This window comes from Rhodococcus sp. 05-339-2, from assembly GCF_002258965.1.
Taxonomy (GTDB): Bacteria; Actinomycetota; Actinomycetes; order Mycobacteriales; family Mycobacteriaceae; genus Rhodococcoides.
This window is the reverse complement of sequence record NZ_NOYW01000004.1, coordinates 728,385-748,845: the sequence shown is the minus strand read 5'-3', so window position 1 is coordinate 748,845 and position 20,461 is coordinate 728,385. Positions and strand designations below refer to the sequence as shown.

Annotated in this window: 20 protein-coding genes; 7 read left to right on the top strand and 13 right to left on the bottom strand. The window is 64.9% G+C overall.

Translation table 11 applies throughout. From position 1 onward, the window contains the following. The first annotated feature begins 2 nt into the window (after positions 1-2). Complete coding sequence (locus CH273_RS04565; RefSeq protein ID WP_032396726.1) at positions 3-740, top strand: lysophospholipid acyltransferase family protein; 738 nt, start codon at positions 3-5, stop codon at positions 738-740. A gap of 68 nt (positions 741-808) precedes the next feature. Beyond that, positions 809-1,567 (top strand): SDR family oxidoreductase, encoded by a 759-nt coding sequence (locus CH273_RS04560; protein WP_032396725.1) that lies wholly within the window; start codon positions 809-811, stop codon positions 1,565-1,567. 77 nt (positions 1,568-1,644) lie between these two features. On the opposite strand, the gene CH273_RS04555 is transcribed toward CH273_RS04560, so the two are convergent. The 5 genes from CH273_RS04555 to CH273_RS04535 all read right to left on the bottom strand — a co-directional run bounded on the left by CH273_RS04555 (position 1,645) and on the right by CH273_RS04535 (position 6,393). Then, a complete protein-coding gene (locus CH273_RS04555; RefSeq protein WP_032397268.1) occupies positions 1,645-2,538 on the bottom strand; it encodes a glucose 1-dehydrogenase in 894 nt (297 codons plus the stop codon). A 137-nt stretch (positions 2,539-2,675) separates the two neighbouring features. Beyond that, the gene (locus CH273_RS04550; RefSeq protein ID WP_032396724.1) at positions 2,676-3,470 is read right to left on the bottom strand and encodes an SDR family NAD(P)-dependent oxidoreductase; all 795 of its coding nucleotides are present in this window, start codon (positions 3,468-3,470) and stop codon (positions 2,676-2,678) included. A gap of 115 nt (positions 3,471-3,585) precedes the next feature. Continuing rightward, positions 3,586-4,434, bottom strand: coding sequence for a 3-hydroxybutyryl-CoA dehydrogenase (locus CH273_RS04545; protein WP_306436605.1), 849 nt, complete (start codon positions 4,432-4,434; stop codon positions 3,586-3,588). A gap of 5 nt (positions 4,435-4,439) precedes the next feature. Beyond that, positions 4,440-5,597, bottom strand: a complete 1,158-nt coding sequence (locus CH273_RS04540; protein ID WP_032396722.1) for an acyl-CoA dehydrogenase — start codon at positions 5,595-5,597, stop codon at positions 4,440-4,442. Between the two features lie 148 nt (positions 5,598-5,745). Beyond that, on the bottom strand, positions 5,746-6,393 hold the full coding sequence (locus CH273_RS04535; RefSeq protein ID WP_032396721.1) for a TetR family transcriptional regulator: 648 nt from the start codon (positions 6,391-6,393) through the stop codon (positions 5,746-5,748). Positions 6,394-6,509: 116 nt separating this feature from the next. Here CH273_RS04535 and CH273_RS04530 point away from each other — a divergent pair, with 116 nt between their 5' ends. The 3 genes from CH273_RS04530 (at position 6,510) to CH273_RS04520 (ending at position 10,111) form a co-directional block, all read left to right on the top strand. After that, the gene (locus CH273_RS04530) at positions 6,510-6,854 is read left to right on the top strand and encodes an ArsR/SmtB family transcription factor (RefSeq protein ID WP_032397267.1); all 345 of its coding nucleotides are present in this window, start codon (positions 6,510-6,512) and stop codon (positions 6,852-6,854) included. Between the two features lie 108 nt (positions 6,855-6,962). After that, positions 6,963-8,660 carry a SulP family inorganic anion transporter gene (locus CH273_RS04525; protein ID WP_032396720.1) on the top strand — a complete coding sequence of 566 codons (1,698 nt, stop codon included), beginning with the start codon at positions 6,963-6,965 and terminating at the stop codon, positions 8,658-8,660. A 38-nt stretch (positions 8,661-8,698) separates the two neighbouring features. Further along, positions 8,699-10,111, top strand: a complete 1,413-nt coding sequence (locus CH273_RS04520) for a xylulokinase (RefSeq protein WP_032396719.1) — start codon at positions 8,699-8,701, stop codon at positions 10,109-10,111. A 41-nt stretch (positions 10,112-10,152) separates the two neighbouring features. Here the strand turns inward: CH273_RS04520 and CH273_RS04515 are convergent, their stop codons facing one another. The 7 genes from CH273_RS04515 to CH273_RS04485 are packed head-to-tail and all read right to left on the bottom strand — an operon-like array spanning position 10,153 to position 17,521. After that, a complete protein-coding gene (locus tag CH273_RS04515; protein WP_032396718.1) occupies positions 10,153-11,226 on the bottom strand; it encodes an SDR family oxidoreductase in 1,074 nt (357 codons plus the stop codon). 49 nt (positions 11,227-11,275) lie between these two features. Then, the gene (locus CH273_RS04510; protein WP_082322579.1) at positions 11,276-12,013 is read right to left on the bottom strand and encodes a sulfite exporter TauE/SafE family protein; all 738 of its coding nucleotides are present in this window, start codon (positions 12,011-12,013) and stop codon (positions 11,276-11,278) included. After that, a complete protein-coding gene (locus CH273_RS04505; protein ID WP_032396717.1) occupies positions 12,013-13,008 on the bottom strand; it encodes an ABC transporter ATP-binding protein in 996 nt (331 codons plus the stop codon). The genes CH273_RS04510 and CH273_RS04505 overlap by 1 nt, the downstream gene beginning before the upstream one ends. After that, on the bottom strand, positions 13,001-14,020 hold the full coding sequence (locus CH273_RS04500; RefSeq protein ID WP_032396716.1) for an ABC transporter ATP-binding protein: 1,020 nt from the start codon (positions 14,018-14,020) through the stop codon (positions 13,001-13,003). Before CH273_RS04500 ends, CH273_RS04505 begins: the two co-directional genes overlap by 8 nt. Further along, positions 14,017-15,003, bottom strand: coding sequence for an ABC transporter permease (locus tag CH273_RS04495; RefSeq protein ID WP_032396715.1), 987 nt, complete (start codon positions 15,001-15,003; stop codon positions 14,017-14,019). Before CH273_RS04495 ends, CH273_RS04500 begins: the two co-directional genes overlap by 4 nt. 9 nt (positions 15,004-15,012) lie before the next feature. Beyond that, entirely contained in the window at positions 15,013-15,942 is a 930-nt protein-coding gene (locus tag CH273_RS04490) for an ABC transporter permease (RefSeq protein WP_032396714.1), read from the bottom strand. Position 15,943: 1 nt separating this feature from the next. Then, entirely contained in the window at positions 15,944-17,521 is a 1,578-nt protein-coding gene (locus CH273_RS04485) for an ABC transporter substrate-binding protein (RefSeq protein ID WP_032397265.1), read from the bottom strand. 339 nt (positions 17,522-17,860) lie between these two features. Between CH273_RS04485 and CH273_RS04480 the strand changes: the two genes are divergently transcribed. Both CH273_RS04480 and CH273_RS04475 read left to right on the top strand, forming a co-directional pair. Then, positions 17,861-18,856, top strand: coding sequence for a 2-hydroxyacid dehydrogenase (locus CH273_RS04480; protein WP_082322578.1), 996 nt, complete (start codon positions 17,861-17,863; stop codon positions 18,854-18,856). Next, positions 18,853-19,248, top strand: coding sequence for a universal stress protein (locus CH273_RS04475; RefSeq protein WP_032396713.1), 396 nt, complete (start codon positions 18,853-18,855; stop codon positions 19,246-19,248). The genes CH273_RS04480 and CH273_RS04475 overlap by 4 nt, the downstream gene beginning before the upstream one ends. 176 nt (positions 19,249-19,424) lie before the next feature. Here the strand turns inward: CH273_RS04475 and CH273_RS04470 are convergent, their stop codons facing one another. Continuing rightward, complete coding sequence (locus tag CH273_RS04470; RefSeq protein ID WP_032396712.1) at positions 19,425-20,318, bottom strand: LysR family transcriptional regulator; 894 nt, start codon at positions 20,316-20,318, stop codon at positions 19,425-19,427. Positions 20,319-20,461 lie beyond the last annotated feature (143 nt).

Sequence of the window (20,461 nt, the reverse complement as noted above, 5' to 3'; positions counted from 1 at the left end):
TCATGGATCGGCCTGCGGTAATTCTCGAAAACGATGTGACCGTGTACGACTTCTACCTGCGTCACCAGCAGAATCGTCAGGTCGCGAGGTTGGCCTATGCCACCCTTGCCCGACGCTTCCGCCCGCGGGTGTCGTATCCCGACGGTGCCCGTGAGGAGCTGCGTCGTCTCGTCTACGACAACACGCGTCTGCTCATCGCTGTCAATCATCTGACCGAGAACGATCCGTACACGCTCGCAGCGGCGGCATGGTCGTCGCCGCTGCGTCCGGTCATCGGCCGCACTCGGGTACTGGCCAAGGACGAGCTGTTCCAGGAACCCAAGCAGCGCAAGCGAATCGACATGATGGGTGGAATCCCTGTCTTCCGCGGCAAGAATCACGGAATGCGCGCGGTCAGCGCTGCGGGCAGCCGCATGATGGACGTCAGCGCAGAGCGCATGAAGCGGGGCGACGACCTCGCAGTGTTCCCCGAGGGAACCTGCAACCTCGAGGATCCGACGACGGTGCAGCACGTCGGCAGCGGTATCGGACACATCGCGATGCGGGCGCGCAAGCTCGGGGTCGAGCCGGTGCTGATCTGCATCGGTCTGAGCTACGGCCCCGGTGCGCCGAGAGTGAAGCGGGCGAGCGTCTACATCGATTCACCTATCACCGAACTGCCCGAGAAGCCGATCGACATCACGCGGGTGGTGGCGCAAGGAATGCAGAAGGCGCTCGACGGTGCGGTGGCTGCGTACTGACTGCGCCGGCGGGGTTGGTAGAAACAGATGACAGGTAATTCGATTCGGCGTTGTGTCAGGAGATATTCGTGAGCGATCAGATCAAGACGGCCATTGTCACCGGTAGTGCGCGTGGAATCGGCGCTGCGGTGGCGAAGCGGCTGGCCAAGGATGGTTTCGGAGTCGCCGTGGTGGACCTCGACGAGGCCGCGTGCAGCGACACCGTCGGCGCGATCCAGGCTGCCGGTGGGCAGGCAGTGGCCATCGGTGCCAATGTCGCCGACGAAGAATCGGTCCAGACTGCGGTCGATCGCATCGCGAGCGAGTTCGGTGCGCCGACCGTACTGATCAACAACGCAGGCATCACCCGCGACAACCTGCTGTTCAAGATGACGGTGCAGGACTGGGATTCCGTTCTCGGCGTACACCTGCGTGGATCGTTCCTGATGACCCGCGCGGTCCAGAAGCACATGATCGACGCCAAATGGGGTCGCATCGTCAACCTGTCGAGCACGTCCGCCCTCGGCAACCGCGGCCAGGCCAACTACTCCGCCGCCAAGGCCGGAATGCAGGGCTTCACCAAGACCCTCGCCATCGAACTCGGCAAGTTCGGTGTCACCGCCAACGCCATCGCCCCCGGGTTCATCGAGACGGAGATGACGGCGGCCACCGCAGAACGTGTCGGCATGCCTTTCGAGGACTTCAAAGCTGCTGCGGCGTCACAGATTCCGGTCAATCGCGTCGGTCACCCCGACGACATCGCGCACCTGGCATCGTTCTTCGTCAGCGAGGGCGCCGGCTTCATCTCGGGTCAGGTCGTCTACGCCGCCGGTGGGCCGAAGGACTGACCTCTCCAGATGCGTGAATGGACCATTCACGAGCCCAGACGGGTGTGAATGGTCCATTCACGCAGAACGGATGTCGACTACGGCGTCGGCATGCCACCGTTGACGTTCAACGTCTCGCCGGAGACGTAGCCCGATTCGGCCGAAGACAGGTAGACGTAGGCACCGGCGATCTCGGCGGGTTGCCCGGCGCGTCCCAGCGGTGTTTCCTTGCCGAAGTCCGGCAGCGCCGAGGTCGGCTGCCCGCCGGCTGCCTGCAGCGGTGTCCAGAACGGTCCCGGAGCGACGACATTGACGCGAATTCCCTTGGGTGCCAACTGCTGCGCGAGCGCCTTGCTGATGGTGTTGATGGCCATCTTCGTGGTCGCGTAATCCACCAGACCGGGTGAGGGTGTGTACGCCTGGATCGAACTGGTGTTGACGATGGTGGAGCCGGCGGGCATGTGCGGCACCGCTTCCTGGATGATCCAGAACAGTGCGTAGACGTTGGTTTTGAACGTCTGGTCGAATTGCTCGGACGTCAGGTCGGCCAGGTCTTCGACGAACTGCTGTTTGCCAGCCACGTTGATCAACAGGTCGAGCCCACCGAGCTCGTCGACGGTGGTGCGCACGATTCCGCGCGCGGCCTGTTCGTCGGTGATATCTGCCGGTGCCAGGACCGCGGTTCGGCCGGCGTCGCGGATCGACTGCGCAACTTCCTGCGCGTCCTTTTCCTCCGACGGCAGGTAGTTGAGCACCACGTCGGCACCCTCGCGTGCGACGGCAATCGCTGCTGCACGTCCGATCCCGGAATCGGCACCGGTGATCAAGGCCTTGCGGCCGGTCAGTCGGCCGGATCCACGGTACGTCTGCTCACCGTGGTCGGCGAGAGGCCGAAGATCTGCCGCGAGACCGGGCGGATCCTGGTGCTGTTCCGGGAAGCCGTCCTGACTGTACTGCGTGACGGGGTTGGTGAAGGTGTACTGATCGCTCACTGGGGAATCGTCCTTCGAGTGCAACGTACTGCGTGAGGAACCTCTGCTCGATTCCGTGTGCTCGACGCATGCCCCGATGCGGTCGGCCACAAACTGTGACCGACCGGACAGGGTTCGGAGGGTGAGCGTGTCTGGTCTCAGGGCAGGATCGAGTCGACGTAGCCGCCGTCGACGCGCAGTGCGCCACCTGTGGTTGCGGAAGCCTGTTCCGAGCTCAGATACACGATCATGTTGCCGATTTCCTTCGGCTCGATCAGGCGTCCGATGAGCGATTGGGGCCGGTGTTCCTTCATGAATTGCGCCTGTGCCTCGTCCCAGGGCAGTTCGTCACCGACGAGTTCGCCGACGAACTTCTCGACACCCTCGGTGTGGGTGGGTCCGACTATGACGGAATTGACCGTAACGCCGGTTCCTGCAGCAGCTTTCGCGAATCCACGGGTCACCGCGAGCAGGGCGGTCTTGGTCATTCCGTAATGGATCATCTCCTCGGGAATGACGACCGCGGAATCGCTGCAGATGTTCTGAATTCGGCCCCAGCCTGCCTCGGTCATCGCAGGCAGATACGTGCGGATGAGTCGAATGGCCGAGAGCACATTGACCTCGAAATAACGTCGCCATTCGTCGTCGTCGATGTCGAGGGCGGGTTTGGCTCCGAAGATGCCGAGGTTGTTCACCAGAATGTCGACGACGGGGACCTTTTCGACCAGCGTCTCCACCCCGTCGGCCGTCGCCAGATCGGCAGGCACGACGATCACCCGCGCACCGGGCACGTCCTTCAGCAACTGTTCCTCGGCCGAATCGAGCGCCGACGCGCTTCGGCCGTTGAGGACGACGCGTGCACCCGCGCGGGACAATTCGGTGGCAATGGCCAGACCGATGCCTTGGCTGGAGCCGGAGATCAATGCGGTCCGGCCGTCGAGATCGATGTTCATGAAGCCTCCCAGTGTCGTGGAACGACTCCAGTGTGCGCCTTTCGGAAGACGTGAATGGTCCATTCACCGGCCCTGACGGGGGTGAATGGACCATTCACGCAGACGCGGGGGCCTACTACGAATACGTGTAGAAACCCTTACCGGTTTTGCGACCCAGCATTCCGGCGTCCACCATGCGCTGCAGCAGCGGCGGCGGAGCGTAGTGCGGCTCGCGGAATTCCGCGTAGAGCGACTCGGCGACCGCGAGGGTGACGTCGAGGCCGACGGTGTCCGTCAGGCGCAACGGGCCCATGGGGTGTGCACAACCGTTGACCATGCCCTCGTCGATATCCTCGGCACTGGCGAAGCCGGACTCGAGCATGCGGATGGCCGAGACCATGTACGGGATGAGCAATGCGTTGACGATGAATCCGGCGCGGTCGCCTGCGCGAATCGTCTTCTTGCCTAACGTGTTGCCCGCGTAATCCGTCACCGCGGACACTGTCTCTTCGCTGGTGAGCAGGCTGACGACGATCTCGACCAACGGCAGTACCGGCACCGGGTTGAAGAAGTGCACTCCGACGACCTTGTCGGGACGCTTGGTCGCGTTGGCCATCTTGATGACCGGGATCGACGAGGTGTTGGTCGCCAGGATTCCCTCGGGCTTGACGATGGAATCGAGCTTGCCGAACAGATCGAGCTTGAGCGATTCGATCTCCGGTGCCGCCTCCACCACGAGGTCGCGGTCGGCGAAGTCGTTTATGTCGAGCGTCAACGTGATTGCGGCCCGGGCCTTCTCGGCTGCGTCGGCTTCGATGCGACCGGATTTGACGGCGCGGGCGAAGGACTTGTCGAGGCGGGCTTCGGCGGCGTCGGCCGTCGCCTGGCTCGTCTCCAGAATCAGTACCGAACTGCCGGAGCGAGCGCACATCTCGGCGATGCCGGCTCCCATGGTGCCGCCGCCGATGACGCCTACGAGGTCGATGTCGCTCATTTGAGCAGCGCCCGCGACATGACGACACGCTGAATCTGGTTGGTGCCCTCGTAGATCTGGGTGATCTTGGCGTCGCGCATCATGCGCTCGACCGGGAAGTCGGTGGTGTAACCGGCGCCGCCGAAGAGCTGCACGGCGTCGGTGGTGACCTCCATGGCCACGTCCGAGGCGAAGCACTTCGCTGCCGCGGAGATGAACCCGAGGTTCTTCTCGCCGCGCTCGGCGCGGGCTGCGGAGCTGTAGACCATCAGTCGAGCCGCTTCGACCTTCATCGCCATGTCGGCGAGCATGAACTGCACTGCCTGGAAGCTCGAGATCGAGGTACCGAACTGCTTGCGGTCCTTTGTGTATGCGATGGCTGCGTCGAGGGCGCCCTGTGCCAGGCCGACGGCCTGCGCGCCGATGGTGGGGCGAGTGTGGTCGAGCGTTTCCAGCGCGGTCTTGAAGCCGGTACCTGGCTCGCCGATGATGCGATCGCCGGGAATCTTGCAGTTCTCGAAGTACAGCTCGGCGGTGGGTGAGCCCTTGATTCCGAGCTTCTTCTCCTTGGGTCCGACGACGAATCCCTCGTCGTCCTTGTGCACGATGAACGACGAGATGCCGTTGGCACCCTTGTCGGGATCGGTCACGGCCATCACGGTGTACCACTCGGACTTGCCGCCGTTGGTGATCCAACACTTGGAGCCGTTGAGGATCCAGTCGTCACCGTCGGCCTTGGCGCGGGTGCGCATGCTGGCCGCGTCGGATCCCGCTTCGCGCTCGGACAGGGCGTACGACGCCATCGCGCCGCCGGCCAGGGACGGCAGAACCTGCTTCTTGAGTTCCTCGGAGCCCTTGAGGATCAGCCCCATCGTGCCGAGCTTGTTGACCGCGGGGATCAGTGAGGACGAGCCGCAGACGCGGGCGACCTCTTCGATGACGATGCAGGCGGCGACGGAATCGGCACCCTGGCCGTCGTATTCCTCGGGAACGTGGATGGCGTTGAAGCCCGAGGCGTTCAGCGCTTTGAGTGCTTCCTCGGGGAAGCGGGAGTCCTCGTCGACCTCTTTGGCGTACGGAGCGATCTCCTTCTCCGAGAGGGCCCGAATGGCCGCGCGCAGTTCGTCGTGCTCTTCGGGCGATTGATACAGATCGAAGTCGGGATTTCCGGCCATGTCGGCCACGCTCCTCGGTGTGTCGGGGGTAGCACTGCCCTGAGGGGGCACTCAGTGCCAAGGATTGCACCAGTGTACGACCGAATACGGACCTGATCAAGGCCGGGTCTTCGGCATCCGGCACTCAGTGCCATTCGGTCCGGATCGATCAGGCGCTTGTGTGATCGGCCAACGCGTCGACGACTTTGGTGACGGACGTGCCTCGGGGGAACGACGCGACGACGATCTCACCCGAGAACTGCGCGCGTACCTGCGCGAGTGCCGAACGCAGATCCTCGACCGACGTCGGCAGGCCGTCGCGAATCATCCGACGAAGGATGTAGTTGTGCGTTGCGGTCACCGTGGCCGAGAACTGCAGGATCTCCAGGTGCGGGTGATCGGGCAGAACGCGCTGCAGATATTCGACGAAGAGTCTGTCGTAGCGAAACACGGTGACGATTTCTCGGTCACGCAGAGCGGGGATCTTGTGGACCACCTGGTAACGCAGGCGCGACATGTCCCGCCACTCGGAAAACCGCTCGTACACCAACTGCGCGGCATCGCACACGGCCCGCCACGGATCGCCCTCGTTCGATTCGAGAAACGCACCGGCCTGCTCCAGCAGAATTTCGTGGTCGGCGAAGACGACGTCTTCCTTGGCGCGGAACTGGCGAAAGAATGTCCGACGCGAGATTCCGGCGGCACCGGCTATGTCGTCCACCGTCGTCGACTCGTAGCCCTTGACGGAGAACAGGTCGAGGGCCGCGGTGGCCACGGTGAGCCTGAAGTCGGTGGATTCTTCGGGTTCTCCGCTCATGGGAGAGAAGGTAGCCGAGTTTCGGGACGAGCAGGGAGGACGTTCTCTTCCGTGCGTTGGTTGCTAGTGTTCGCAAGTAGCCTGCTGCGCGGCGGCGGGTGCCACGGGAGGACTTCATGGCCACGGAATCGAGCCGGCCGCTGTACAGAATGAAAGCCGACTTCTTCAAGACATTGGCGCATCCTGCGCGCATTCGGGTACTGGAGTTGCTGAGCGAGCGCGAGCATGCCGTCTCCGAGCTGCTTCCGGAAATCGGCATCGAGCCGGCCAATCTGTCTCAGCAGTTGTCCATCCTGCGGCGCGCCGGTCTCATCGAAGGCACTCGGGAAGGCCTGTCGGTGTCCTACACGCTGACGTCGCCCAAGGTGGCCGACCTGTTGCTCGTTGCGCGGGAGATACTCACGGGAGTGGTGGCCAATCAGGCCGAGTTGCTGGAGGGCGAGTCCGGAGCACGCACCTGACCCGACGGTCTCGGATGGTCTGGCTCACGTTGCTGTTCACCTGGTTCATTACTTGCTAAACTTAGCAATCAACTGGACCAGGATCGATGAGTTCTCAGAGAGCGTCACATGTCCGAACCGACGAAATCCGACCGTAAGACCGACGCCTCCAGGGCTCTGACGGCCCTCTTGCCCAGATGGAGTGAGTGGAAACCCGCCTTCCGCGCGCCCGGTGCGGATCTGCTGGCGGGTCTGATCGTGGCCCTGGTCGCGCTGCCTTTGGCGCTCGGCTTCGGCGTCAGTACCGGGCTGGGGGCCGCGGCCGGCCTGACCACGGCGATCATCGCGGGAGTCGTCGCCGCGGTGTTCGGCGGATCCCGGTTCCAGGTGTCCGGACCGACCGGTGCCATGACGGTGGTGCTCGTCCCGATCGTCGCCGAGTACGGTCCGACCGGCGTACTCGCCGTCGGGCTGATGGCCGGGGTCATCCTGCTCGTGCTCGCCGCGGCCGGCGTCGGTCGAGCCGTCCGGTACATGCCGGCACCCGTCATCGAAGGGTTCACCGCAGGCATCGCCGTCGTCATTGCGCTGCAACAGGTTCCGTCGGCCCTCGGTATCACCGACGCCGAGGGTGAGAAGGTGTGGCAATCCGCGTTCGACGCGGTGCGCTCGTTCGTCTCGCACGCGAGCGTCCTGACACCCGCCGTGGCCGTCACCGTCGCGATCGTCATGCTCGTCGGAGGCCGACTGGCTCCGAAGATACCGTTCTCTCTGGTCGCGGTCGCCGGAGCAACGGTCGTCACCCGATTGTTCGACCTCGACATCGCACGCATCGGCACCATCCCGTCGTCGCTGTCTGCTCCGAACCTGAGCTTCTTCCACCTCGGTGACGTGACGGCGTTGTTGGCTCCGGCGCTGGCCGTCGCAGCGCTGGCGGCCCTGGAATCGCTGCTGTCCGCGACCGCGGCGGACTCGATGGGCGTCGGTGCCCGGCACAACCCGGACCGTGAACTGTTCGGGCAAGGCCTGGCGAACATCGCCGCGCCGTTGTTCGGCGGGATCCCGGCCACCGGTGCCATCGCCCGCACCGCCGTCAACGTCCGATCCGGAGCGCGCACCAGGCTCGCCGCGCTCACTCACGCCGTGATTCTCGCCGCGATCATGTACTCCGCCGCGGGGTTGGTGGCCGACATTCCACTCGCGGCTCTGGCCGGGGTGCTCCTGGCGACGACGGTACGCATGGTCGAAACTGCCTCCATCCGAGCAATTTCCCGCGCCGGTCGTGGGGACACCGTGGTGATGGCGTCGACCTTTCTCGTCACGGTCGTCTTCGACCTGGTGACGGCCGTGGCGGTCGGCGTCGGGTTCGCTGCGGTGCTCGCATTGCGCGCGGTCGCGCGATCGGCCACGGTCGAGCAGGTGCCTCTGGATGCACTCGACGCGGTCTCGGAGGAAGAAGGCAATCTGCTTCGCGAACACATCGTCGCCTACCGAATCGACGGCGCGTTGTTCTTTGGAGCCGCGCACAGCTTTCTGCTCGAGCTCGCCGACGTGTCGGACGTGAAAGTGGTGATCCTGCGCATGTCACGAGTGACCACGATCGATGCCACCGGAGCCATCGTGCTCAAGGACACGATCACCGAACTCGAACACCGCCACATCACCGTCTTGATCTCCGCGGCCAAACCCGAACACCTGCGACCGCTGACTGCGCTGGGTGTGTTCACCACCAAGGACGACGAGGCGCGCCGTGTTTTCGAGACCACCCCGCAGGCCATCGCCTATGCACGCACCGTCGTGACCGAGGCAGCCGAACACCGCGGGTAGGGTCCAAGTCACACTTGCGTAGGAAAGGACCGCTCATCGTGGCTCTCGTTGCAGGAATCGACTCCTCCACCCAATCGTGCAAAGTATTCGTTCGTGATGCCGAATCGGGAGAGTTGGTGCGCCAGGGGCGAGCCTCCCATCCCGACGGCACCGAGATCGACCCGCAGCGCTGGAACGATGCGCTCGACGAGGCGGTGGCGGCAGCAGGCGGACTCGACGATGTGGACGCAGTATCGGTCGGTGCGCAACAACACGGCATGGTATGTCTCGACGAGACGGGAACTGTGGTCCGTAAAGCTCTGCTGTGGAACGACACTCGGTCGGCGCAGGCCGCAACCGACTTGGTGTCGGAGTTGGGGAAGGAGACCGGCGTCGACGGCGGGCAGGCGTGGGCCGACGCCGTCGGAGTGGTTCCGTTGGCCTCGATCACCGTCGCCAAGCTGCGTTGGCTCGCCGACCACGAGCCGGAGAACGCCGATCGCACTGCGGCTGTGTGTCTTCCGCACGATTGGCTCAGCTGGCAGCTCGGCGGCGCATCCGGGCTCGATTTCCTGGCCACGGATCGGGGCGACGCCAGCGGCACCGGGTACTTCTCCGCCGCCTCGAACGAGTATCGAACCGATCTGTTGCAGTTGGGTTTTCGTGGGCGCAACCCGCAGCTTCCGCGGGTCGCGGCACCGAACGAGACCATCGGCCGACTCCGCAGCGGTGCACTGATCGGGCCGGGTACCGGAGACAACGCCGCCGCGGCCCTCGCCCTCGATGCCCAGCCCGGTGACGTGGTGGTCTCGGTGGGTACTTCCGGTGTCGTATCGGCCGTGACATCGGTTGCGGCAGCCGATGGTTCGGGTCTGGTCGCGGGATTCGCCGACGCCACCGGCCGGCAGTTGCCGTTGGTGTGCACCCTCAACGCTGCCCGGGTGCTCGATGCGACGGCGCGTCTACTGGGCGTCGACCACGACGAACTGTCTCGGTTGGCGATGTCGACGACCAGCGATGGCCTGGTGTTGGTGCCGTACCTCGAGGGTGAGCGCACCCCCAACCGTCCCGATGCATCCGGCGCGATTCACGGCCTGCGACTGAACAATTCGACGCCCGGCCACCTGGCGCGCGCAGCAATCGAGGGACTGCTGTGCGGTTTGGCCGACGGTATCGACCACCTGCGTGCGCAGGGTGTGGAGACGAAACGGGTGCTACTCATCGGCGGCGGCGCGAAGTCCGCCGCGTTGCGGGCATTGGCTCCGGCGATCCTCGGAGTTCCGGTGACCGTGCCCGAGCCGGGTGAATACGTCGCCGATGGTGCCGCGCGTCAGGCCGCGTGGACGTTGGCCGGCACCACTGAGCCGCCGACCTGGGCACAGGCACCGTCGCAGACCTACGAGGCCGACCCGACCCCGGCGGTGCGGGAGCGCTACGCCGAGTATGCGGCGGAGCCGCAGTGGCGCGGTTGAGTGCCGCAGAGAGCACTTAACCGCACCACTGCCGCAGGCACTCAGGGAATCAGGCGCGCATCTCGGTAGCGCTGGATCACCGAGGCGATGGCATCCGGGGTGGATCGGAAGCCCAGGAACCCTGCCTTCTTGGACTTGTTCATGTCGGTCAGGCATTCCATGTCGCGGCCGAGGTCACCGTCGGTGTGCCACCACGACGCCAACCGGGAGACGTCGCTTTCGGCCAGATCGTGCTTGTCGGCGATGCGCTTCCACGCGGCGGCCGCGTCGGACATGCGGGGTTCGAGGGGGCGCGGCTCGGTGTCGAAGCCCTCGGGCTCGACGCCGAAGTGCGCGGCGAACTGCGGCCACAGCCAGCGCCAGCGGAAGACGTCACCGTTGGCGATGTTGAACGCCTCGTTGTGCGCGTTGTCATCGGTTGCGGCCCAGATCATCTGCTCGGCGAGCAGGTCGGCGTCGGTGAGGTCGGTCAGCCCGTTCCACTGTGTCTCGGAGCCGGGGAAGACGAACTTCTCGCCGAGTTCTTTGCAGATCGACGCGTACACGGACAGCGTGAGCATCATGTTCATCGCGTTGCCGACGGCGAAGCCGGAGATGGTGTGGGCGCGGTGCACACTCCAGCCGAATCCGAACTTCTCGGCACCGGCGAACAGTTCGTCCTCCTGCGCGTAGTAGAAGTTGGGGGTGTCGAGTCGATCCTCGGTCTCGTGGAACGGGGTCTCGGCCATCACGGACTCGCCGTAGGCGTCGAACGGTCCGAGGTAGTGCTTGAGTCCGGTCATCAACGCGACGTGCTTCACCGAGTCGAGGGGGCCGAGCACGTTCAGCACATTGCGCAGAGTTGCCGAGTTGACCTCGATGTTCTCCTGCTCCGAGTCCTTCTTCATCCAGGCGGTGAAGAACACGACCTCGGGGCGGACGTCCTTCAGTGCTTCCTCGAGCGAGGCCGGGTCGAGCAGATCGGCCGCCACGGGGACGACGCCGTCGATGGGGACACTGCCGCTGCGGCTCAGTCCGTAGGTGGTCCAGCCTGCATCGAGTGCGGCGCGGCACAGGGCCTGCCCGGAAATACCGGTGGCACCGACGATCAGCGCGCGCGTGTTGTTCGTAGTCATTCGGACCGACTACCCAATGGAGCCGATGCGACACGTGACGCGTCGAGTCTCACAACAGGGTGAGAACTTGCTGGGCGACGAGCACGAGCGCTCCGACGGCGGAGACGGTGATCGCGACGATCCGCAGGCGTCGGCGATCGAGAACTCGATTGACCACCCGTGACAGCAGAAAGCCGAGAATCGTCGCCGGGGCCAGGAACACGAACAGCGTCGCTGTGTGGGTGTCCACTGCCCCGGCCACTGCCAGCACCGCCAGCGAGATGAGTGAGCCGACGAGGAAGAAGCAGCTCATGGTGCTGCGCAGTTCGGCTCCGGTGTTGCGTTGCCACACCAGCGCCATCGGCGGCCCGCCGATGGAGGTGGCCGTTCCCAGAATTCCCGACGCGGCCCCGGCCACCATCAGATTTCGTCTGTGCGGCAGGGGGACCCAGCCGAACGACGTCAGTGCGACGCCGCCCAGCACCACCAGTGCCAGCAGAATCGCCAGTCCGCGTTCGGGCAGCAGGACGAGCAGCAAAGCACCCACCGCCGAACCGGGGAGGCGACCGGCGAGCGCCCACCCGGCACCCGAGAGGTCGAGGGCAGTGCGGTCGCGAACCAGAACGAGCACACTGACGACAACGGCGAGCATGATCAGCGTTGCCGGGATGAGGCCGGGGTCGACGATCGCCACGATCGGCGCGGCGAGCATGCCCATGCCGAATCCGATCGACGCCTGCATCGCCGATGCGAAGAAGATCGCCAGGGCGACGACGACGAAGCCGGTGATGCTCAGCTGCGTCGACATCACGTCCCGGCAGCGACGAGGCCGAGGTTGCCTGCTGCGAGCGGGTAATGGCATTCGGCGATGTGATCGGCCTCGTCGGCGTCGAGCGCCACCGGGGGTGCCTCACTGGCGCACAAGTCGGTCGCCTTCCAGCAGCGCGTGCGGAATCGGCATCCCGACGGCGGGTTCAGCGGCGACGGTACCTCGCCCTTCAGCAGGATCTTCGTCCCGCGCGTCGACGCGTCGAGTGTGGGTGCGGCCGACATCAATGCCGCTGTGTACGGGTGAGCCGGACGGTCGAACACTGCTTCGGTGGCCCCGGATTCGACGATGCGGCCGAGGTACATCACTGCGACGCGGTCGGCGACGTGTCGGACGACCGACAGGTCGTGCGAGATGAACACGTACGAGATGCCGAGTTGCTTCTGCAGGTCGTTGAGCAGGTTGAGCACCTGTGCCTGTACCGAGAGGTCGAGTGCGGAGACCGGCTCGTCGCAGATGATCACGTCGGGATTCAGTGCCAGAGCGCGCGCGATACCGAGGCGTTGGCGTTGACCGCCGGAGAATTCCTGCGGGAAGCGGTTCTCGTCGCTCGGCCGAAGACCCACCAGATGCAGCAGCTCACGTACGCGCGCGGAGCGGTCGCGTCGAGTCCTGTACAGGCTCTTGTGGGTTCGCCACGGCTCGCCGATGATGTCCCCGGCGGTCATTCGTGAGTTGAGCGAACCGTACGGGTCCTGGAAGACCATCTGTACCCGCCGACGCCACGCGAGCAGTTCCTTGCCGCGCAGCGCGAACGGATCCGTGCCGTCGAACGCGACGGTGCCCGAGTCGGGTCGTTCGAGCATCATCAGGGTGCGCGCGAGAGTGGACTTGCCGCAGCCGGATTCGCCGACGAGGCCGAGGGTTTCACCGCGGCGCAGGTCCAGGTCGATGGCGTCGAGGGCGCGGAGCTTGCCGCGGCCGACGTCGAAGGTCTTGTTCAGGCCGCGGACGGTCAACAGTTGCTCAGACATGGCTGGATACCTCGTTCGGGAAGTGGCATGCCGACATCCGGCCGCTGCCGACGGATTCGAGCGGGGGACGAGTACTGATGCAGATCTCGCGGGCCAACGGGCAGCGGGCCTGATAGACGCACCCGTCGGGAATGGAGTGCAGGTCCGGTGGGGTGCCGCCGATCGACTTCAGATCCTCACCGCGGACTGCGTGGACGGGTACCGAGTCCAGCAGGCCCTTGGTGTACGGGTGTCGCGGTGCGCCGAACACCTCGGACACCGGTCCGGTCTCGACGACGTTGCCCGCGTACATGATCGCGACTCGGTCGGCCTCCTCGGCCACCAGGGCGAGATCATGGGTGATGAGTACGACGGCCATGTCGTGTTCGGTGCGTAGTTCCTTGAGCAGCGCCATGATCTGTGCCTGCACCGTCACGTCGAGGGCGGTGGTCGGTTCGTCGGCGAGCAGTACCGACGGACTCAGGGCGACGGCCATCGCGATCAGTAGGCGTTGACGCATGCCGCCGGAGAACTGGTGGGGATAGGAGTCGGCACGGGATTCGGGCTCGGGGATACCCACGCGGGCCATCAGCGCGATGGCCTCTGCTCGTGCCTGCTTGCCGGACATGCCGCGATGGATCCGAAACGGTTCGGCCAGTTGGGTTCCCACGGTGTAGACCGGATTGAGGGCGGTCAGTGCGTCCTGGAAGACGATGGCCAGTTCGGTGGCCGCGACCGTGCGTCGCACCTTGGTCTTGGCCGTCACCAGGTCGATCTCGCCCATCTCGACCGAACCGCCGGTGATGTCTGCGATCGGTTCGAGCAACCCGACGATGGCCTGTGCCGTCATGGACTTGCCGCAGCCGGATTCACCCAGCAGGGCCAGGGTTTCGCCGCGGCGGGCGGTGAAGGTGACGTCGTCCACGGCGCGGATGACGCCGGACGGGGTCCGCAGATCGACGGTCAGTCCGCGCACGTCCAGGGCCACGCTGCCGGTATCGGCGCGTCGAGGTGCGGTTGCCGGTGCGCTCATGAGACGACCTTTCGTACGGGGAGCAGGCGAGATCGCTTGGAGCGGGGCACATTGAGTCGCCAGCGCTGCGCTGGATCGGTGGCGATGCGCGCCCACGCGGCGAGCACGGTGGCCGAGACGGTGGTCAGCACGATGGCCAGACCGGGGAAGAACGAGAGCCACCACGCGGTCTGCAGGTAGGTGCGGCCCTGCGAGACCATCAGGCCCCACGAGACGTCCGGCGGCTGAATGCCGATGCCGAGGAAGCTCAGTGACGACTCGGCGAGAATGACGAAGCAGAAGTCCAGGGTCGCGACGGTGAGCAGGGTCGGTAGCAGGATGGGGGCCACGTGGCGTCTGATCACCGATCCGCTCTTCGCGCCGAATGTTCGTGCGGCATCGACGAACAACCGACTCTGCAGCTCGGCCGACTCCGCGCGGGCGGTGCGCAGGTAGATCGGGATGCGGGTGACCGTCAGGACCAGAACGATGTTGGCGGCGCTGGGGGAGAACACGTAGAGCACGACGACCGCCATCAGCAGGGACGGGAAGCTCAGGATCACGTCGGCAACGCGCATCGCTGCGGTCTCGCGCCAGCCTCGATGGAAGCCGGCCCACATACCGATGAACGAGCCGATGATCGCCGAGAGGATGACGGCCGGAACGGCAACCGAGAGTGTGGTTCTACTGGCCACGATCAACCGGGCGAGCATGCTGCGGCCCAATGGATCGGTGCCGAGTATGTTCATCCACCCGGTGTCGAGGGTGAACGGTGGCAGGTTGGAGCGGTCGAGGTCCTGATCGGTCGCCGAGTCGCCGACCAGCATCGGGCCGAAGACCGCGGTGAGGAAGACCAGCACCAGGATCGCGGCGGCGACGGTGGCGACCCTGTCGCGTAGCAGCAGCTTCCACAGCGGGGCTGACGCCTTGCGGGCTTCCACCGGACTCTGGGGTGGAACATCCTCGGGCTCGGACGTTTTCGGTGCTTCGAAGTCGAGTGACATCAGTTTCTCCTAGACCTTCACCTTGTCGCGAACCCGGGCGTCGAGCAGTGCGTAGCAGGCGTCGATGACGATGTTGAGCACGAAGATGGACACCGCCGTCAACAGCACGGCCGCTTGGAGAACTGCGAAGTCGCGCTGCAGGATGGCGTCGATCATCAGTTTTCCGATGCCCGGCCAGCCGAAGATGGCCTCGACGACCACCGCTCCGTTGACGAGACCCACCATCAGGTCGCCTGCGACCGTGAGCGCCGGTGCGGCTGCGTTACGCAGGGCGTGGTGGGTGACGACCCGGAGATCGCCTGCCCCTTTGCTTCTCGCGAGTCGCACGTACGGTGCCGACAGTGCCGAGACCATTGCGCCGCGCACCACCTGGGTGAGGACTCCGAGGGGACGAATGAGCAGAGTCGCGATCGGCAGTATCCAGGAGAGCATTCCGTTGTCGACACCGGAGGTGGGCAGCCAGCCGAACAGGATCGCGAAGACGTAGACGCCCATGATGGCGAACCAGAAATCGGGAATGCTGGCTGCGGTCATCGACAGCAGGCTCGAGATGCGATCGGCAAGCGAGTTGGGCCGGTACGCGGCCCAGCAGCCGATGATCACGGCACCGAGGATCGCGAGGAACATCGTCGCGAACGCCAGCTGCAGTGTCGCCGGGAATGCGCGCAGTGCCATCGCCGACGCGTCCTCGCCGGTACGGAGCGACTGCCCGAAGTCGAGTTGCACGACGCCCTTGAAGTAGTCCAGCAGCTGCGTCAGCACCGGCTGATCGAATCCGTTGGTGGCGCGGAACGCCTCGCGCTGGGCCTGAGTTGCCGACTCGGGTAGGTACAGGCTGGTGGGGTCGCCGGTGAGCCGAGCGAGGAAGAACACGCCGAGCAGGACGACGAACAGCGGAACGAGGCTGGTGTAGATCCGTCTGCGGAGAAATCTGAACATGTCAGGGCCTCTCGGTATCGGCGCGAGTCATCGCGGCGAGATGCATTTCGTCGACCGTGGCCGAGTTGGGGGTGTAGTCGACCGACGACGCCTTGGCGAGCACACCGTTCATGTGCGCGATGTAGGCCATCTGCATGATGTCCTTCGGTTCGTCGGCGAACACCTGCGCGTACGCGTCCTGCCTGTCCTCTCCGGTCAATGCGCCCGCCGCGGCGATCTCTTTGTCGAATTCCGCTGTGCCGTAGGCGCTCTGGAATCCGTCGCTGGTGAAGTACTGGTCGACGGTGAAGGCCGAGTCGCCGGCCTGGTTACCGTGCTGAATGACCAGCAGGTAGGGTCCGACGTCCGGAAACGGGCGTTCCTGATATTCGGCAGTGCCGGCGGCGTCCATCATTTCGATCTTGACGTTCATGCCGATCTTGGACAGCGAGTTCTGGATCACCTCGACTGTTTCGTTGATCTTGGGGAACTGTCCGGTGCGCCCGATGAGTCGAATCTCGGTGTCCACGGGTACGCCGTCGGCGCGGGCCTCGTCGATCAGCGTGCGGGCCCGGTCCATGTCGTAGGGCCACGGCGTCAAGTCCTCGTTGAATCCCACGACACCCTCGGAGATGAGTTGCGCTGCAGGCGAGCCGAGTCCGCGGAACAGTGCTTTGACGATGCCGCCGCGGTTGATCGCGTAGTTGATCGCCTGCCGCACCCGCATGTCGTCCAGCGGCGGCTGCGCTGCCTGGATGCGGAGCGCCGTGGTCTCGTTGTTGGGGTAAGCGACTCCCAGGTCACCTGCCCCGTCCTCCGGGCCGACCGATGTTGCGATCTCGGCCTCGCCGTTGGTCACCATCGAGGCGCGGACGCTTCCCTCGCTGCGCCACTGGTATTCGGCCCTGGCGTACTCGGGCTTCGGACCCCAGTAGGTCTCGTTGCGTACGAGCGAGAGCTTCTGTCCGTAGTCCCAGCGTTCGATCGCGAACGGTCCCGTTCCGATCGGTTCACGCACGCGCTCGGTGTAGCTGGCTGTGCGTGGGACCATCTCGACGAACGACAGACGTAGCGGCAGGATGGGGTCGGGTTCCGGGGACTGCACAGTCAGTGTCATCGGATCGACCGCGTTCACCACCAGGTTCGCGTCACCGAACACATAACCTTCGACGTTGCAGCCCAGTTCCGAATTGACCGTGCGGTCGATGGAGAACGCGGCGTCCTCGGCTTCGAAGGGACTGCCGTCGCTGAAGGTCACGCCGGGGTGGATCGTGAACGTCCACTCCGTGTCGGAGGTCTGTTCCCACGAGTCGGCGAGCTTGGGCTCGAGATCGCCGGTGCTGGGGTTGCGTTCCATGAGGGGCTCGGTGATGTTCGAGCGGGTGACGACCCCGACCGACGTGAGCGAGACATCGCACGCCTCGAGGGTCGGTGGTTCCTGCGGCAGAACGATGCGCAGGGTGTCGGCGCGAGCGGCTCCACCGTTGTTGGAGTTGGCGACTGTGCAGCCGCTCACGATCAACGAAAGTGACAGTGCGCCAACGGCTGATGCGATGACGCGATGGTTCCGTCCCTGCTGCACGAAGAGTGCAGGGCTCATGGTGGCCTCCAGTGGGAAAAAGGATCCGCGTCTGCATGTCGCAGCCGAATCTGTGACGGTAGACACACGGTAGGAGCGTGCGATCTTCATCGTCAACCGGACGAGAACCGGTTTTCGAGCAGTTTCGTGGGTCACACCGGACGCTTCGATGGGGTTTGGGTAACAGGCATGGGGGACTGACCAGGCCCGATGCAGGTCGGGGTGGTCGAGGCGGCATCGGCAATGCGTCGTTCATGCCGTTTGGGTATCGGTCCATGTTATTTCCGTGTTGGACAGGTATTCGAGAAGCGGCATACCGTACAGGAAACGCGCACGTTCCACCATCTCGCGAGGAGAACAATGGTCACCGTCAGCTCAGAGAAAACCTCTGTGTCGCAGCAGGATTCGCATCAGGGCGGTCGAGTGCTCCGAGTGGGACCACTCAAACCGTCGTTGATGGACACCTTGGTTTCCGAGTACGACGCGCTGGTTCTTCCCGAGGGCGACGAGCGCGAGGACTTTCTGGCCGCACACGGCAGTTCGATCACCGCGGTCGTCACCTCCGGCCGGACCGGAGTCGATGCTGCGCTGATGGACCGGTTGCCCCAGCTCGGAGCCGTCGTCAACTTCGGTGTCGGCTACGACACCACCGACGTCGACGCCGCAGCCGAACGCGGAATCGCCGTGAGCAACACCCCCGACGTGCTGACCGATTGCGTGGCGGACCTGGCTGTCGGCTTGCTGATCGATACCGTGCGCGGGCTCTCGTCCGCCGAGCGATTCGTGCGTGCCGGCCGCTGGCCCGCCGAGGGCAACACGCCACTGACGCGTCAGGTCACCGGCACGCGCGTCGGAATCATCGGACTCGGCCGCATCGGTTCGGCAATTGCCGATCGGCTCAGAGGGTTTCGCTGCGAGATCTCGTACCACAATCGTAACGAGATCGACGGTTCGCCGTATGTCTACGCTGCCGGCCCGAGAGCGCTCGCAGAGAACGTCGACGTGCTGATCATCGCCGCGTCCGGCGGCTCGGGAACTGCGCATCTGGTCGACCGAGCTGTGCTCGAAGCGCTGGGGCCGCAGGGTTATTTGATCAACGTGGCGCGCGGAAGCGTCGTCGACGAGGAAGCGCTGATCGAGTTGCTTGCAGCGGGGCAGCTCGCCGGTGCCGGCCTGGACGTCTTTGCCCACGAACCGAACGTGCCCGACGCTCTGGTGGCGATGGACAACGTGGTGCTGCTGCCGCACGTGGGTAGCGCAACGGTGGAGACCCGCGCCGCGATGGAAGCGCTCACGCTCGAGAACCTCGATCGCTTCCTGGCCGACGGCACCCTCGTCACCCCGGTGACACGATGACCGTCGTCGTCGGCTACTCGCCGACCACCGAAGGAAAAGGCGCACTGCCCTTCGCGTTTCGTGAGGCACTCATGCGCGAAACGGACTTGCTCATCGTGGCCGAGAACGACAGCGCAGGGGAGGCGGACTTCGCTGCCACCGTCGAATCGGCTCGCGAGGAGGCGTCGGCGCTCGGTGTCACGACGAAGATTCACGACAACGAAGCAGGCCGCTCGCATGCCGACAATCTGATCGACCTCTCGTTCGACGAGCAGGCTCAGCTCGTCGTCATCGGCATCCGGCGTCGATCACCCGTCGGAAAATTGTTCATGGGCAGCATCTCTCAGCGCGTCCTCCTCGAGGCACACTGCCCGGTGACGGCCGTCAAGCCACCGGTGGGGTTGCCGCGCTGAGTGCGCGTCATCGGCGGGTCCTGCCGTGTCGAATCACATCGATCACGCAAACGGGGACCTCGCACCGCTTTTATCGACTGCGCGCCCCCGCTATGACCTGATCGGGGGCGCGCAGTCGGTGAAAAGGGCGCTCACTTGCGGTTTCGGGCACGCTCGGCAACTCGATCAGCGGCGCATCACGACCACTCACGCGTCGGCAGTACATCGGTCATGAAGCGGTGCAGTGCCGGGTTGTCGTTGTCCGGCCGCCAGGCTGCGTCGAGCTCGACAGGCCGTTCCTTGACGGTCCGAACCGGCCGAAACACAACACCTTTCGGACGCATGGTCGACGCGGACTCCGGCACCAGTGCCAATCCGATGCCCGAGCGGACGAGGACCAGCATGGTGTGGACCTGGGTCACGTACTGCACGTAGCGCGGGGTGACGCCGACGATGGTGAACGTGCTGATCAGCAGTTCGTGGAAGTACCGCGCATCGACGGGTGAGTACATGATGATCGGCTGCTCGTCGAAGTCCTCCACCGTCAGTTCGGCCTTCTCGGCAAGAGGGTGGTCGTGGGGCATGGCGGCGATCAACGACTCGTGCAGCACCGGCCGCGATGCGATACCCGGCCGCTTGAGTGGTGGCCGGGCCAATCCGAGATCCAGATCGCCGACGGCCAAGGATTCCATCTGCACCGACGAGACCATCTCGCGGAGAACCAGTTTCACGTCGGGGAGTTTGTCGCGTGCGGCGTCGAGCAACTGCGGCAGCACCGCGTGCGCCGATGCGCCGGTGAATCCGACGACGACGGTCCCCAGGTCTCCGGTGGGCACACGTCGCACCGTCAGCAATGCGCCCTCGGCGAGGTCGAGGATGCGTCGAGCCTCGGGAAGGAAGGCCAGGCCCGCGGCGGTCAGGGTGACCGACCGGCTCGTGCGGTCGATGAGCTGAACGCCGACTTCACTTTCGAGCTGTTGAATCTGTCTGCTCAGCGGCGGTTGTGTCATGTGCAGCCGCTCGGCAGCCCGGCCGAAATGCAACTCCTCGGCGACAGCGATGAAGCAGGACAGCCTGTTGAGCGAGAACATCCATTCATTCCTTGCATCGCGCTGGGGGGTTTCGGCGTGTTTCTCGTATGAATCTAGCGCACCTCGTCGAAACCTCGACGATTGACAACCTTCTCTCCGGTAAGAGTAGAGTTGCCGGCGGAGCGGACGCCGAACCTGTCGCA